Raw genomic sequence first — 13,134 nt, 5'->3', positions numbered from 1 at the left:
TCACATGGCAAACGCCTCCAGCATCTACAGGAAGGCTATTGAAGGTCACCAGGCACCGAAAAAGGTGCTGGTGAAGGTCGATCGCGTCACCAAGAAATTCGACGAAACCACCGCCGTGGACGATGTGTCCCTGGAAATCCATCAGGGTGAAATCTTCGCCCTGCTCGGTGGTTCCGGTTCCGGTAAATCGACGCTGCTGCGCATGCTCGCCGGCTTCGAGCGCCCGACCGAAGGGCGGATTCTGCTCGATGGCGTGGACATCACCGACATGCCGCCGTACGAGCGGCCGATCAACATGATGTTTCAGTCCTATGCCCTGTTCCCGCACATGACCGTGGCGCAGAACATCGCCTTCGGTCTCAAGCAGGACCGTTTGCCCGCCGCTGAAATCGACGCCCGCGTCCAGGAAATGCTGCGCCTGGTGCACATGACCCAGTACGCCAAGCGCAAACCCCATCAGTTGTCCGGCGGCCAGCGCCAGCGCGTGGCCCTGGCCCGCTCGCTGGCCAAGCGGCCAAAACTGCTGTTGCTCGACGAGCCCATGGGCGCGCTGGATAAAAAGCTGCGTTCGCAAATGCAGCTGGAGCTGGTGGAAATCATCGAGCGCGTCGGCGTGACCTGCGTCATGGTGACCCACGACCAGGAAGAGGCCATGACCATGGCCCAGCGCATCGCCATCATGCACCTGGGCTGGATCGCCCAGATCGGCAGCCCGGTCGACATTTATGAAGCACCGGTCAGCCGCATGGTCTGCGAGTTCATCGGCAACGTGAATGCCTTCGACGGCACCGTGGTCGAGGACCTGGAAGGCCACGCGATCATCCATAGCCCGGACCTGGAGCAGAAAATCTACGTCGGTCACGGCGTCAGCACCTCGGTGCAGGACAAGTCGATCACCTACGCGATCCGCCCGGAAAAACTGCTGGTCAGCACCACCAGGCCCGACACCCGCTACAACTGGTCCAGCGGCAAGGTGCATGACATCGCCTACCTCGGCGGTCACTCGGTGTTCTACGTCGAGCTGCCGGGCGGCAAAGTCGTGCAGTCGTTCATGGCCAACGCCGAACGCCGTGGCGCCCGTCCGACCTGGGACGACCAGGTCTACGTGTGGTGGGAAGACGACAGCGGCGTGGTACTGCGAGCATGAGAACCTTCAATCAGCAATTCCTGCGCCTGGTGCCCAGCGGTCGCAAGATCGTCATCGGCATTCCGTTCCTGTGGCTGTGCCTGTTCTTCATGCTGCCGTTCTTCCTGGTGATGAAGATCAGCTTCTCGGAAGCGGCCCTGGCCATTCCGCCCTACTCGGAGATCTACACCTACGCCGAGCAGAAATTCAACCTGCTGCTCAACATCGGCAACTACACCTTGCTGGGCGAAGATGAACTGTACCTGTCGGCGTACCTCGGTTCGTTGAAGGTCGCGCTGTTCAGTACCTTGATGTGCCTGGTGATCGGTTTCCCGATGGCCTACGCCATCACCAAGGCCAGCAAGGAAGCGCAAAACGTGCTGATGCTGCTGATCATGATGCCGACCTGGACCGCGATCCTGATCCGCGTGTATGCGTGGATGGGTATCCTCAGCAACAACGGCCTGCTCAACGGCTTCCTGATGTGGACCGGGTTGATCGATCGTCCGATCGAGATCCTCAACACCAACACCGCCGTCTATATAGGGGTTGTTTACGCTTACTTGCCGTTCATGATCCTGCCGCTGTACGCCAACCTGGTGAAGCACGATCAGAGCCTGCTGGAAGCAGCGTCGGACCTGGGTTCGAGCACCTTCAACAGTTTCTGGAAAATCACCGTGCCGCTGGCCAAGAACGGGATCATCGCCGGTTGCATGCTGGTGTTCATTCCGGTGGTGGGCGAGTTCGTGATTCCGGAACTGCTGGGCGGCCCGGAGACCCTGATGATCGGTCGCGTGCTGTGGCAAGAGTTCTTCAATAACCGCGACTGGCCGGTGGCGTCCGCCCTGGCGGTGGTGATGCTGTTGATCCTGATTGTGCCGATTCTGCTGTTCAACCGCAGCCAGGCCAAAGAAATGGAGGCACGGGGATGAAGCGTTTCGGTTTCTCGAAAATGATGCTGTGGGCCGGCTTGTCGTTCATCTACCTGCCGATGCTGATCCTGGTGATCTACTCGTTCAACGCCTCCAAGCTGGTGACGGTGTGGGGCGGCTGGTCGTTCAAGTGGTACGCCGGCCTGCTCGACAACTCGCAACTGATGGGTTCGGTGGTGCGCTCGCTGGAAATCGCCTGCTACACGGCGATTGCGGCAGTCGCTCTGGGAACGCTGGCCGCGTTCGTGCTGACCCGCGTCACGCGCTTCAAGGGTCGCACCTTGTTCGGTGGCCTGGTGACCGCGCCGCTGGTGATGCCCGAAGTGATCACCGGTCTGTCGCTATTGCTGCTGTTCGTGGCCATGGCGCAACTGATCGGCTGGCCGATGGAACGCGGGATCGTGACGATCTGGATCGCCCACACCACGTTTTGTGCCGCCTACGTGGCAGTGGTAGTCTCCGCCCGCCTTCGCGAGCTGGACCTGTCCATCGAAGAAGCGGCCATGGACCTTGGCGCCAAGCCGTTCAAAGTGTTTTTCCTGATCACCATCCCGATGATCGCGCCGTCACTGGCGGCCGGCGGCATGATGTCGTTTGCCTTGTCGCTGGATGACCTGGTGCTGGCGAGCTTCGTCTCGGGTCCGGGTTCCACGACCCTGCCGATGGAAGTGTTCTCGGCGGTGCGCCTGGGCGTGAAGCCGGAGATCAACGCCGTGGCCAGCCTGATTCTGCTGGCAGTGTCGATCGTGACCTTCATGGTCTGGTACTTCAGCCGCCGTGCCGAAGCCAGCCGCAAGCGGGCGATCCAGGAAGCGATGGACCAGACGGCGAGCGAATCCTGGCAACAACCGAAAAAGCACATGGCAGGAGCGACGGCGTAATGCCGCCGCTGGCTTAACTGTGTAGGAGCTGCCGCAGGCTGCGATCTTTTGATCCTGGTTTTAAAAGCCAAAAGATCGCAGCCTCGTTTCACTCGGCAGCTCCTACAAAAGGGTTCTGTGTTCACTGCAATTGCTTTGCGTAATTTGAATAAGAAAAGAATGGAGTTGTACCGATGAAAATGTTTGGCAGAACTCTGCTGGCACTGTCCTTATTGGGCGCGATGGCAACGGGCGCCCAGGCCAACGACAAGGTTCTGCGCGTCTACAACTGGTCGGATTACATTGCCCCGGACACCGTCAAGAAGTTCGAGGACGAGACCGGGATCCAGGTGACCTACGATGTGTTCGACAGTAACGAAACCCTTGAGGCACGCCTGCTGGCAGGCAAATCCGGCTATGACATCGTCGTGCCGTCCAACAGCTTCCTGGCCAAGCAGGTCAAGGCTGGCGTCTACCAGGAACTGGACAAGTCCAAATTGTCCAACTGGAAAAACCTCAACCCGGTGCTGCTGAAAAACGCCTCGGCGAGCGACCCGGACAACGCCCACGCCTTCCCGTACATGTGGGGCTCGATCGGCATCGGCTTCAACCCGGATAAGGTCAAGGAAGTGCTCGGCGCCAACGCCCCGACCAACTCCTGGGATTTGCTGTTCAAGCCGGAAAACGCGGAAAAACTGAAGGCCTGCGGCATCAGCTTCCTCGATTCGCCCACTGAAATGCTCCCGGCCGCCCTGCACTACCTGGGCTACCCGGTGAACGATCAGGACAAGGGGCACATCGCCGAAGCCGAAGCGCTGTTCATGAAGATTCGTCCGTCGGTGGCGTACTTCCATTCCTCGAAGTACATCTCCGACCTTGCCAACGGCAACATCTGCGTGGCCGTCGGTTATTCCGGCGACGTACTGCAGGCCAAGGCCCGCGCCCAGGAAGCCGGGGACAAGGTGAAGATCGACTACAGCATTCCGAAAGAAGGCGCCGGCAGTTTCTACGACATGGTCGCCATCCCGCGCGATGCCGCCAACGTCGAGAACGCCTACCTGTTCATGAACTTCCTGATGCGCCCGGACATCATCGCCGAGATCACCAACAACATCGGCTACAGCAACGCCAATTCGGCGGCCACGCCTTTGGTGGACGAGGCGATTCGCAACGATCCGGGTTCGTACCCGTCGCAGGAAACGATGGCGACGCTGTATGCGATTCCGGACATGCCGATTGGCGTGCAGCGGGTGATGACCCGGGGCTGGACCAAAGTAAAACTCGGTAAATAACTCACACAACACAGGTCCCCTGTGGGAGCGGGCTTGCTCGCGAACGCCGTGGGTCAGGCGACATCAATATTGATTATGCCGACGCCTTCGCGAGCAAGCCCGCTCCCACATTGGCCTGTGGCATACACCCCCATTTCCGTTCATGCAGCGCCTTACCACCGCTGCATTGCTCACCTGGCTCCTCGGTTAAGGTGAAGTTTGGCGCCCTCGGGCGCCTTTTTTTGTGGGATCTCATGCCGTTCCCAACGGCCACGAGGCCAACGCCACGTACTTGCCCTTGTGGGATTCGAACAGGGTGAAACGCTCGGCGCGCAGGAAAAATTCCGGCGGCGTGACGGACTCGGGAACCGGCGCGCGATAGTCGCGGGCCAGGGTCAGGTGCGGGCGGAACTCCCGTGGCGCATCTTCCAGTGCAAACGGCAACAGGGCCTGTTCGAGGTCGTACACCAGGCGCAATAACGCTGGCGGTGCCTGCTCCGGTGCCAATACCAGCACCCCGGCCCTGCGCCACACCTCCAGGCGATCCAGTACCACGGTCAAACGCTCGCCCGACGTTCGGACAGAGCCCGCCGCCGTGCAGACGTCGGCTATCTGCGCCGTGTCGACCGATCCCAGGAACTTCAGGGTCAGGTGAAAGTTGTCCGCCGGCACCGGCCGCCCGCTGCGCAGTTGTAGCGCGCCGCGCCACTGGGCGATGGCCTTGCGTTGCGCGGGTGCGCAATCCAGGGCAAAAAACAGCCGTTTGAAGGGTTCGCGGGTTTCGTCGCTCATGGCTGGCACCTCCTGACATCCAAGTTATAGTTCATGCAATCGATTCAACTGGAGGGGGCCATGCGGGAAATCATCAGCAAGGAACCATGGTGGGCCATGCCACCCAAACCCGGTCAGGACGAGTCCGAGCTGGAATGGGGCTGGCTGGTTCACTACAACGAGGGTGAGCCGCGCTTCGAGTTCGTCAGGCAGCGACCCACGGACAGCGAGATTCGCAATCGCAAGAGTTGCAGGATCACGCCGCCATCCGAGTGATCCTGCATCGGCGGTTCAAGCCTTCACGATGATGTCAAAACCGCCGAAGATCATCCGCTGGCCATCGAACGGCATCGGATTGACGTCTGGCTGCATCCTCGGGTCGGCCATCATTTTTTCCATCGCGGCATCGCTGGTGGCCTTGTCCGGCCAGATGAGCCAGCCGAGCACCACGGTTTCGTCGGCCTTGAGCTTCACCGCCATCGGAAACGACGTCACCTTGCCATCCGGCACATCATTGCCCCAGCACTCGACCACGCTCAAGGCGCCGTTTTCCTTGAAAATCGCCGCGGCAATGTCGGCGTGTTCCTTGAATTTTTCGCGGTTGGCGCTGGGTACCGCCGCGACAAAACCATTGACGTAAGACATGGGTGTTCTCCTTGGCTCATGGGTTGATCTGCTGGTTAGTCGACTGGCCAGGCTGCCATTCGACATGGCTGGCCTCCAGGCCGACCGGCGGTTGTGCGCTGGCCGCCAGGTTGCCCTCGATCTGGCCCGCCATGTACAAGGTCCCGGCCATGACACCGGTGGTCGGGTTCTGCACCAGCTTGATCCAGGCCTTGTCGAAGGTGTTGCCCAGGCTGCTGCGGATCAGCGCCTCGCTGTCGGGCCGGTCAGCGGCCTGAATCAATGCGCGAATCCCCGCGACCCCCACGGTAATCAAGCCCCCGGCCAGTTTTCCCGCCGCCGCCGCCACGGCACTGGCCGCCCCGCGCGGAGCCATTTCGGCCTCCATCCGCTGGCTGGCGCGCCTGGCCACCGGCGCCATGGCGGTGTCGGTCGACCCGACGCCCTTGTCGCCGCCGGCCTTGTGGATCTTGTCGACCAGCGCGGTGTAGGCCGGCAAGGTGTTCAGCGGCTCGGCGTACACCACCTGGTACAACGACGCGTCACGCGCCGAAGGTGGCCCGAGGGCGATGGCCGGGATTTTCTGGATGCGCCCATTGAGCTGGGCAATTGGCACGCCATGACGCTGGGAGATGCGCTGCAATGCTTCCTTGAGGATGTCCAGGTAGAACGCCGCCGCCAGGCTGAGGATCGCATCGGGATCAACCTCCACCGCCGCCGGGGCCAGGACCTTTTCCTGGTACTGCTCCAGCAGGTAGGCGGCCAGGCGTTTTTCCGAGGCATCCTGCTCGCCCTGGGCGCTGAGGGTGTACCAACTGACCTTCATCGACAGCCATTCCTGGGTCCAGTAGCTGCTGAACCAGGGGATGAAGTTTTCTTCGGTCAGTTCATAGACCCGCGTGCGCCAGTAATCCATGGCGCCACGGGCGTAGATTTTGGTTTGCTCGGTGGCCGATTGCGAGGCCTCGACAATCTCCCGGTCCACCTGTTGCCAGGTGGCGGGCGAGACCATGACCTGCGGCGTTTCCACCGGCGCGCGCGGGGCCGCGACGCAGCCCGCCAACACGATCACCACGGCGACGATCAGCGAACGCAGGTTCAAGATCGTGGCTCCCTGAAGTCTGTGCCGAACCGGGCGGCCGGCGCTTGAATGCCCTGAATTGAGTATAGGTGGCGGTCATTGTCCATTTGGCTTTGCGGTGTTCGATCGGGCATCTTCGCGAGCAAGCCCGCTCCCACAGGGATCGCGGGCATTTCACCACCGGCCACTGTGGGAGCGGGCTTGCCCGCGAAGGGGCCCTGAAGAACACCCACGGAATCGACCATCACTTGCATCGATATTCACCATCGCCACGAATGCCTTCCGCCACGCAACCGTCAGCGTAGGATCAATCTCAACCCAACACGAAACCCTGTAGCGGAGGGTCGAACCATGCTAATCCATCTCCTGACCTGCCTGGCCCTGACGGCCTTCACGTTGAGCGCATTTGGCTGGTTCGTCCTTTCCGAGGAGCGCACGTCATGATCAACGAAGTCACCCTGTCCGTGAGCTTCCCGGTATTCGGTAACAACTACTACTCGCAGCAGTACGAGTCCCGTAAGGTGTTGACCCTGGTATTCGACGAAAAATTCGAAGCGTTGTTGATTCCGTCAGCCGGTCATCACTTCAACAACGAAGTGGTCGGCCTCAACGATCAGTTCCGCTTCCTCAACGATGTGCTGGCCGAGCATTTGCTTGAAATCGAGATGGCTCAGGCCGCGCCACGTTCGATGCGTTCCTTCACCTTCTAAGACGCCGTTTCCGGCACCGTCACGCACACCTCGCGCAGGCAACCACGCAACCAGCGATGCACCGGGTCCGCCTCCATCCGCGGATGCCAGAGCATGGCCACGGTCAAGGGCGGCAGCGACAGGGGCAGCGTGAAGCTGTGCATGCCGCTGCGCAGGTTGGCGGTGTGACGCTCCGGCACACTGGCGATCAGCTCGGAGGATCGGGCCAGGGCCAGCGCCGTGGAAAAACCGGCGACGACGGTCACGATCCGCCGCTGCAGACCGAGCGGCTCCAGCGCTTCATCAATCGGCCCCTTGTCCAGCCCGCGCCGCGACACGCTGATGTGGCTGCCCGCCGCGTAGCGCGCGGGCGTCATCTCGCCCTCCCCAAGCCCATGCCCCGTGCGCACCACGCCGATCCACCGGTCGCGGAACAAACCCTGGGTCCGTAGCTCCGGGCTCGTGTTTTTGCCGACCACTCCGGTTTCCAGATCGACCGTGCCGTCGCGCAGCATCGTGCTGTCCTTGTCCGGCTTGTGCATGAAACGCAGGCGTACGCCGGGCGCTTGCGCGGCCAGGCGGGCGATCAGCGCGGCACCGAAGTTTTCGACAAAGCCCTCGCTGGTGCGCAGGGTGAACGTGCGCACCAGGTGATTGAGGTCGGGCTGCTCGGCCGGGCGCAGCATCGCTTGCGCCTCCAGTACCAGCTGACTGACCCGTTCACGCAACGCCAGTGCGCGCGGCGTCGGCACCAGGCCCCGCCCGGCCCTCACCAGCAAGGGATCGCCGGTGGTTTCACGCAGGCGCGCCAGCGCCCGGCTCATCGCCGACGGGCTCAGGCGCAAGCGCTTGGCCGCCCGCGCCACGCTGCCTTCGGTCAGGAGTACGTCGAGGGTCACGAGCAGATTGAGATCAGGCGTGGACATGAATCGCCCCATGGCGTGGTGGAATGGCGTCAGACGCACGTATTCAGTGCAACCGGTGCGTCTTCCGCCATGTTAGGCGCAGGCGTAGATTTTCGGTAGCTCCAATCCGGAGCGATCTGAAAAGAGGCAGCCCATGGATTCCACCATCGCCGTCACACAGCCCGCGCAACGGCCGCTATCGGCCAGGTGGGTGCTGGCCAGTCTGTCACTGTCGATGCTGCTGGCATCCCTGGGCACCAGCATTGCCAATGTCGGTTTGCCAACGCTGGCCCAGGTGTTCGATGCCTCCTTCCAACAGGTGCAGTGGATCGTCCTTGCGTACCTGCTGGCCGTCACCACCCTGATCGTCAGTGTCGGGCGCCTCGGTGACCTGCTGGGTCGGCGGCGCCTGCTGGTGGCCGGTATCGGCGTGTTCACCCTGGCGTCGGCGTTGTGCGGCCTGGCGCCGAGCCTCGGACTGTTGATCGGCGCCAGGGCGCTGCAAGGCCTTGGCGCGGCGATCATGATGGCGCTGACCCTGGCGTTCGTGGGCGAGACGGTGGCCAGGGAGAAAACCGGCAGCGCCATGGGCTTGCTCGGCACAATGTCGGCCATCGGTACGGCGCTGGGCCCATCGCTGGGTGGCGTGCTGATCGCCGGCCCGGGCTGGCGGGCGATGTTTCTGGTCCTGGTGCCTTTGGGGTTGTTGACGTTGCTGCTCGCCCATCGCTATTTACCGGCCGACCGCCCTGCTCCGCGAACCGTCGCGTTCGATCCGCCAGGCACCCTGTTGCTGGCCCTGACGCTTGGCGCCTACGCGCTGGCCATGACCCTGGGGCGCGGCCATTTCGGCCTGTTGAACCTGGCATTGCTGATGGCGGCGGGCGTGGGTATCGGGCTGTTTGCATGGGTTGAGACGCGTGTGGCGGCACCCTTGATTCAACTGGCGATGTTCCGCGATCGACAGCTCAGTGCCAGCCTGGTCATGAGCCTGCTGGTGAGCACGGTGATGATGGGCACGCTGGTGGTCGGGCCGTTCTATCTGTCCCGGGCGCTTGGATTAAGCGCGGTCGGGGCTGGGTTGGTGCTGTCGGTCGGGCCCTTGGTCGCCGCGCTGGCCGGGGTTCCTGCCGGGCGCATTGCCGACCGTTTGGGTGCGCCGCGCATGACCCTGGCCGGCCTGGGTGTGATGGCGCTTGGCTGCCTGCTGTTGTCGGTGCTGCCCGGTGGCTTCGGCCTCGGCGGCTACATCGCGCCCATGGTGGTGATCACCCTGGGTTATGCGGTGTTCCAGACGGCCAACAACACCGGGGTGATGGCCGATGTCCAGCCGGCGCAACGGGGGGTGGTGTCGGGGCTGCTCAATCTGTCGCGCAATTTGGGGTTGATCACCGGGGCTTCGGTGTTAGGGGCGGTGTTTGCCCTGGGTTCGGCGACGGTCGACGTGGCGGCGGCACATCCGCAAGCCATCGCCAACGCAATGCGCATGACTTTTGGGGTCGCCCTGGGATTGATCATCATTGCTTGCTTCATCGCTCGTCGCGCTACACAGCGTCCCGTCCAGGAGACTGTAGGCGCTGTCGAGTGAAACGAGGCTGCGATCTTTCACAGAGCAAGATCAAAAGATCGCAGCCTTCGGCAGCTCCTACTTCAGGATAAGCAGCGGCGTATCTTTCTTGACGATGTAGGTCGCCAGTTCCGAAGCCTTGTCCTTGCCAATGTTCTTCGCCACATGCGCCGTACCGGCCGGTATGTACAACGACTCGCCGGCCTTGAGGATCACGTTTGGCTGTCCTTCAAGCTCGTACTCGAAGGTCCCGGCGATGACGTAGGCCACCTCGACACCCGGATGGGCATGTTTGGGCGACACCACGCCCGGTTCGAAATCGACGCGCACCTGAATCACTTCACGCCCTTCGACATCGAGATCGCGATGCACCAGGTCGGTACGGCTGATGCCTGTCTGCCAGCTCTTGGCGGGGGCAGCGTCGGCTGCTGGCTTGGTTTCCTGGGCCTGGGACAGGCCGGCGAACGCAGTCAGTGTCACAGCGACCAAAGCAGCGCCGAGCAGGCTGGCGGTTTTGAATTTGTTATTTCGGGACATCGCAGTTCTCCAATGAGCGCGGGGTAAACAACGCGCGGGATGCCTGGGTAAGGCAGGTCCATTACGCCGCCAGCGTGTATCGCGTTCGTGTCGCGCAGGGCCTGTTTTTGTATGCCCAAGTAGCGGTCGGCAACCCAGATACGTTCGGATACACCGGCCCGACGGGCCGCCCACAATTTTTTTCAATGTTCGCTGATACCTTTTTCGCGGTCGTCCGGTGTGTAGGGAAACGCTCATTTTTCCTTTGCACCCACAGGCATGCCGCATGACTTCCAGATCGCCGCAGTTGCTTCACAGATTCCGCCCCGCCCGCCTCCCGCTGAACGTATTGAGCCTGGCCATCGCCCTGACCGCCATGGCCCCGCTGCACAGTGCCCTGGCCGCCAACACCACCGCCAGCGCGACCACGCGCAGCTACGCCATCGGTCCTGGTTCGCTGGCCAGCGTGCTGGCGCAATTCGCGGCGCAATCGGGGGTGCTGCTGTCGTTCGATGCCAACCTGTTCAATGAGCAACAAAGCGCCGGCCTGCAAGGCAACTACAGTGTGCAATCGGGCTTCGCCCGGCTGCTGCAAGGCAGTGGCTTTTCGCTGATCGACACCGGTGGCGACCGCTACACGGTGGCGCCGCAGGTCGACAGCGGCGCGGCGCTGGAACTGGGCGCCACCACGGTCAATGGCGTGAATACCGAATCGGCCGACACCTATGCCGGCGGCCAGGTCGCCCGCTCGGCGCGCCTGGGTGTGCTGGGCAATCGCAGTATCAATGACGTGCCGTTCAGCGTGGTCAGCTACACCGCCCAGACCATCGAGGACCAGCAGGCGCGGACCGTGGGCGATGTGCTGCTCAACGATGCCTCGGTGCGCCAGTCGGCGGGCTTCGGCAACTTTTCCCAGGTGTTCACCATTCGCGGGTTGCCGCTGACCACCGACGATATTTCCTTCAATGGCCTGTACGGCGTATTGCCCCGGCAGATCATCACCACCGAGGCGCTGGAGCGCGTCGAGCTGTTCAAGGGCCCGAACGCCTTCATCAATGGCGTGGGACCGGGCGGCAGCGGCATTGGCGGCAGCGTCAACCTGGTGCCCAAGCGCGCGCAGGACACCCCGACCCGCAGCGTGAGCCTCGACTACGCCAGTGACAGCCAGGTCGGCGGGCACATCGACCTCGGCCAGCGCTTCGGCGAAGACAACCGTTTCGGCGCCCGGGTCAACCTCGCCAATCACGGTGGCGACACCGCTGTCGATGACGAATCCGAACACTCGCAACTGATCGCCGTCGGCCTCGATTATCGCGGCGATCGCCTGCGGGTCTCCACCGACCTGGGCTACCAGAAACAGCGCATCAACAACGGTCGCTCCGTGGTCTACCCCACCGGCACCAAAGTCCCCCATGCGCCCTCGGCCAAGGACAACTACGCCCAGGACTGGACCTGGTCGGAACTGGAAGACACCTACGGCATGGTCAACGCCGAGTACGACCTCAACGACAACTGGACGGCCTACGCTGGCGGCGGCGCCAAGCACACCCGGGAAAACGGCGAGTACTCGTCCCTGTATGTCGCCAATGACGGCAGCGGCAAGGTGGGCTTCCTCTACTCGCCCCACGACGAAGACAACAAAAGCGCCATCGCCGGCCTGAACGGCCACTTCACCACCGGCCCGGTCACCCACCAGATGAACTTCGGCCTGTCCGGCACCTGGGGCGAACAGCGCTCGGCGTTCGAGGCGATCCTGGTGGCCAACCGCCCGAACGGCAACCTGTACAACCCGGTGCAAGTGCCGCGCCCGACCAACACCTACTTCGGCAGCGATGTGCATGATCCGCGCATCGTCGGTAAAAACCGGATCAAGAGTGCCGCCGTGTCCGACACCCTGGGTTTCATCGACGATCGCGTGTTGCTGACCCTCGGCGTGCGCCGCCAGACCATTGAAGTCGATGGCTGGAACACCACCAGCGGCGCGCGCACGGCCAACTACGAAGAGTCGATCACCACCCCGGTGTACGGCCTGGTGATCAAGCCGTGGGAGCATGTGTCGTTCTACGCCAACCGCATCGAAGGCCTGCAACAAGGCCCGACCGCACCGTCCACCGGCGTGACCAACCCCAACGAAGTGTTCGCGCCCAATCGCAGCAAGCAGGTCGAAGCCGGGGTCAAGCTGGACTGGAACAGCTTCGGCGCGACGCTGGGCGTGTATCGCATTGAGATGCCGAACAGCTCGACCTCGACCGTCACCGGCAATCGCCTGCCGACGTTCAGTGTCGACGGCGAGCAAGTGAACAAAGGCGTGGAATTGAACGTGTTCGGCGAACCGCTCGATGGCCTGCGCCTGCTGGCCGGCGCGACCTGGATGGACACCGAACAGAAGAAGACCTCCAACGGCCTCAACGACGGCAATCGCGCCGCCGGCGTGCCGCGCTTCCAGTACAACCTGGGCGCGGACTGGGACGTGCCAGGCATTCAGGGCGCCGCGCTCAACGGTCGCCTGTTGCGCACCGGCGGCGAGTACGTGAACGCCGCCAACAGCCTGAGCATCCCGGCCTGGACCCGCGTCGACCTCGGCGCCCGTTACGGCTTCAAGGCCGACGACAAGTACATCACCCTGCGCGCCAACGTCGAGAACGTGGCGAACAAGGCGTACTGGTCTTCAGCCTCGACCGCCAACAACTACCTGACCCAGGGTGAGCCACGGACACTGAAATTGTCGGCGACCGTGGATTTCTAAGACCCCATTGCCCCCGTAGGAGCGAGCTTGCTCGCGAGGGTATCAA

The 13,134-nt window shown here is 62.6% G+C and carries 13 protein-coding genes; 8 read left to right on the top strand and 5 right to left on the bottom strand.

Annotated elements, in window-relative coordinates:
* Window positions 1–4: 4 nt before the first annotated feature.
* The 4 genes from potA (at window position 5) to F8N66_RS11365 (ending at window position 4,210) form a co-directional block, all read left to right on the top strand.
* On the top strand, window positions 5–1,147 hold the full coding sequence (gene potA, locus F8N66_RS11380; protein ID WP_150770263.1) for a polyamine ABC transporter ATP-binding protein: 1,143 nt from the start codon (window positions 5–7) through the stop codon (window positions 1,145–1,147).
* Window positions 1,148–1,176: 29 nt separating this feature from the next.
* Window positions 1,177–2,058 (top strand): ABC transporter permease subunit, encoded by an 882-nt coding sequence (locus F8N66_RS11375; protein ID WP_191622996.1) that lies wholly within the window; start codon window positions 1,177–1,179, stop codon window positions 2,056–2,058.
* The gene (locus F8N66_RS11370; RefSeq protein WP_150770261.1) at window positions 2,055–2,939 is read left to right on the top strand and encodes an ABC transporter permease subunit; all 885 of its coding nucleotides are present in this window, start codon (window positions 2,055–2,057) and stop codon (window positions 2,937–2,939) included. Before F8N66_RS11375 ends, F8N66_RS11370 begins: the two co-directional genes overlap by 4 nt.
* Window positions 2,940–3,112: 173 nt before the next feature.
* Window positions 3,113–4,210: a polyamine ABC transporter substrate-binding protein gene (locus tag F8N66_RS11365; RefSeq protein WP_150770260.1), complete on the top strand. Its 1,098-nt coding sequence runs from the start codon at window positions 3,113–3,115 to the stop codon at window positions 4,208–4,210.
* 231 nt (window positions 4,211–4,441) lie between these two features.
* On the opposite strand, the gene thpR is transcribed toward F8N66_RS11365, so the two are convergent.
* Window positions 4,442–4,981: an RNA 2',3'-cyclic phosphodiesterase gene (gene thpR / locus F8N66_RS11355; protein WP_150770259.1), complete on the bottom strand. Its 540-nt coding sequence runs from the start codon at window positions 4,979–4,981 to the stop codon at window positions 4,442–4,444.
* A 60-nt stretch (window positions 4,982–5,041) separates the two neighbouring features.
* On the opposite strand from thpR, the gene F8N66_RS11350 reads away from it, so the two are divergent.
* Window positions 5,042–5,236: a hypothetical protein gene (locus F8N66_RS11350; RefSeq protein ID WP_150770908.1), complete on the top strand. Its 195-nt coding sequence runs from the start codon at window positions 5,042–5,044 to the stop codon at window positions 5,234–5,236.
* 15 nt (window positions 5,237–5,251) lie between these two features.
* Here F8N66_RS11350 and F8N66_RS11345 read toward each other — a convergent pair whose 3' ends face one another.
* Window positions 5,252–5,605: a DUF1428 domain-containing protein gene (locus F8N66_RS11345; protein ID WP_150770258.1), complete on the bottom strand. Its 354-nt coding sequence runs from the start codon at window positions 5,603–5,605 to the stop codon at window positions 5,252–5,254.
* A gap of 16 nt (window positions 5,606–5,621) precedes the next feature.
* Entirely contained in the window at window positions 5,622–6,686 is a 1,065-nt protein-coding gene (locus tag F8N66_RS11340) for a hypothetical protein (RefSeq protein WP_150770257.1), read from the bottom strand.
* A 419-nt stretch (window positions 6,687–7,105) separates the two neighbouring features.
* On the opposite strand from F8N66_RS11340, the gene F8N66_RS11335 reads away from it, so the two are divergent.
* The gene (locus tag F8N66_RS11335) at window positions 7,106–7,375 is read left to right on the top strand and encodes a hypothetical protein (protein WP_150770256.1); all 270 of its coding nucleotides are present in this window, start codon (window positions 7,106–7,108) and stop codon (window positions 7,373–7,375) included.
* Here the strand turns inward: F8N66_RS11335 and F8N66_RS11330 are convergent.
* Window positions 7,372–8,280, bottom strand: a complete 909-nt coding sequence (locus tag F8N66_RS11330; protein WP_150770255.1) for a LysR family transcriptional regulator — start codon at window positions 8,278–8,280, stop codon at window positions 7,372–7,374. The two genes, F8N66_RS11335 and F8N66_RS11330, sit on opposite strands and share 4 nt — an antisense overlap.
* A gap of 133 nt (window positions 8,281–8,413) precedes the next feature.
* Here F8N66_RS11330 and F8N66_RS11325 point away from each other — a divergent pair, with 133 nt between their 5' ends.
* Window positions 8,414–9,847, top strand: coding sequence for an MFS transporter (locus F8N66_RS11325; protein ID WP_150770254.1), 1,434 nt, complete (start codon window positions 8,414–8,416; stop codon window positions 9,845–9,847).
* 57 nt (window positions 9,848–9,904) lie between these two features.
* On the opposite strand, the gene F8N66_RS11320 is transcribed toward F8N66_RS11325, so the two are convergent.
* Window positions 9,905–10,363: a cupin domain-containing protein gene (locus F8N66_RS11320; RefSeq protein ID WP_150770253.1), complete on the bottom strand. Its 459-nt coding sequence runs from the start codon at window positions 10,361–10,363 to the stop codon at window positions 9,905–9,907.
* A gap of 265 nt (window positions 10,364–10,628) precedes the next feature.
* Here F8N66_RS11320 and F8N66_RS11315 point away from each other — a divergent pair, with 265 nt between their 5' ends.
* Window positions 10,629–13,088 carry a TonB-dependent receptor gene (locus tag F8N66_RS11315; RefSeq protein WP_150770252.1) on the top strand — a complete coding sequence of 820 codons (2,460 nt, stop codon included), beginning with the start codon at window positions 10,629–10,631 and terminating at the stop codon, window positions 13,086–13,088.
* Window positions 13,089–13,134: the final 46 nt, after the last annotated feature.

This window comes from Pseudomonas fluorescens (assembly GCF_902498195.1).
GTDB classification, from domain to species: Bacteria; Pseudomonadota; Gammaproteobacteria; order Pseudomonadales; family Pseudomonadaceae; genus Aquipseudomonas; species Aquipseudomonas fluorescens_BU.
The sequence above is the reverse complement of the archived record's forward strand: the minus strand, read 5'-3'. Positions and strand labels throughout refer to the sequence as shown.

Coding starts and splice junctions, on each gene's coding strand:
- potA (WP_150770263.1), top strand. CDS start 5: ATGGCAAACGCCTCCAGCATCTACAGGAAGGCTATTGAAGGTCACCAG.
- F8N66_RS11370 (WP_150770261.1), top strand. CDS start 2,055: ATGAAGCGTTTCGGTTTCTCGAAAATGATGCTGTGGGCCGGCTTGTCG.
- F8N66_RS11365 (WP_150770260.1), top strand. CDS start 3,113: ATGAAAATGTTTGGCAGAACTCTGCTGGCACTGTCCTTATTGGGCGCG.
- thpR (WP_150770259.1), bottom strand. CDS start 4,981: ATGAGCGACGAAACCCGCGAACCCTTCAAACGGCTGTTTTTTGCCCTG.
- F8N66_RS11350 (WP_150770908.1), top strand. CDS start 5,042: ATGCGGGAAATCATCAGCAAGGAACCATGGTGGGCCATGCCACCCAAA.
- F8N66_RS11345 (WP_150770258.1), bottom strand. CDS start 5,605: ATGTCTTACGTCAATGGTTTTGTCGCGGCGGTACCCAGCGCCAACCGC.
- F8N66_RS11335 (WP_150770256.1), top strand. CDS start 7,106: ATGATCAACGAAGTCACCCTGTCCGTGAGCTTCCCGGTATTCGGTAAC.
- F8N66_RS11330 (WP_150770255.1), bottom strand. CDS start 8,280: ATGTCCACGCCTGATCTCAATCTGCTCGTGACCCTCGACGTACTCCTG.
- F8N66_RS11325 (WP_150770254.1), top strand. CDS start 8,414: ATGGATTCCACCATCGCCGTCACACAGCCCGCGCAACGGCCGCTATCG.
- F8N66_RS11320 (WP_150770253.1), bottom strand. CDS start 10,363: ATGTCCCGAAATAACAAATTCAAAACCGCCAGCCTGCTCGGCGCTGCT.
- F8N66_RS11315 (WP_150770252.1), top strand. CDS start 10,629: ATGACTTCCAGATCGCCGCAGTTGCTTCACAGATTCCGCCCCGCCCGC.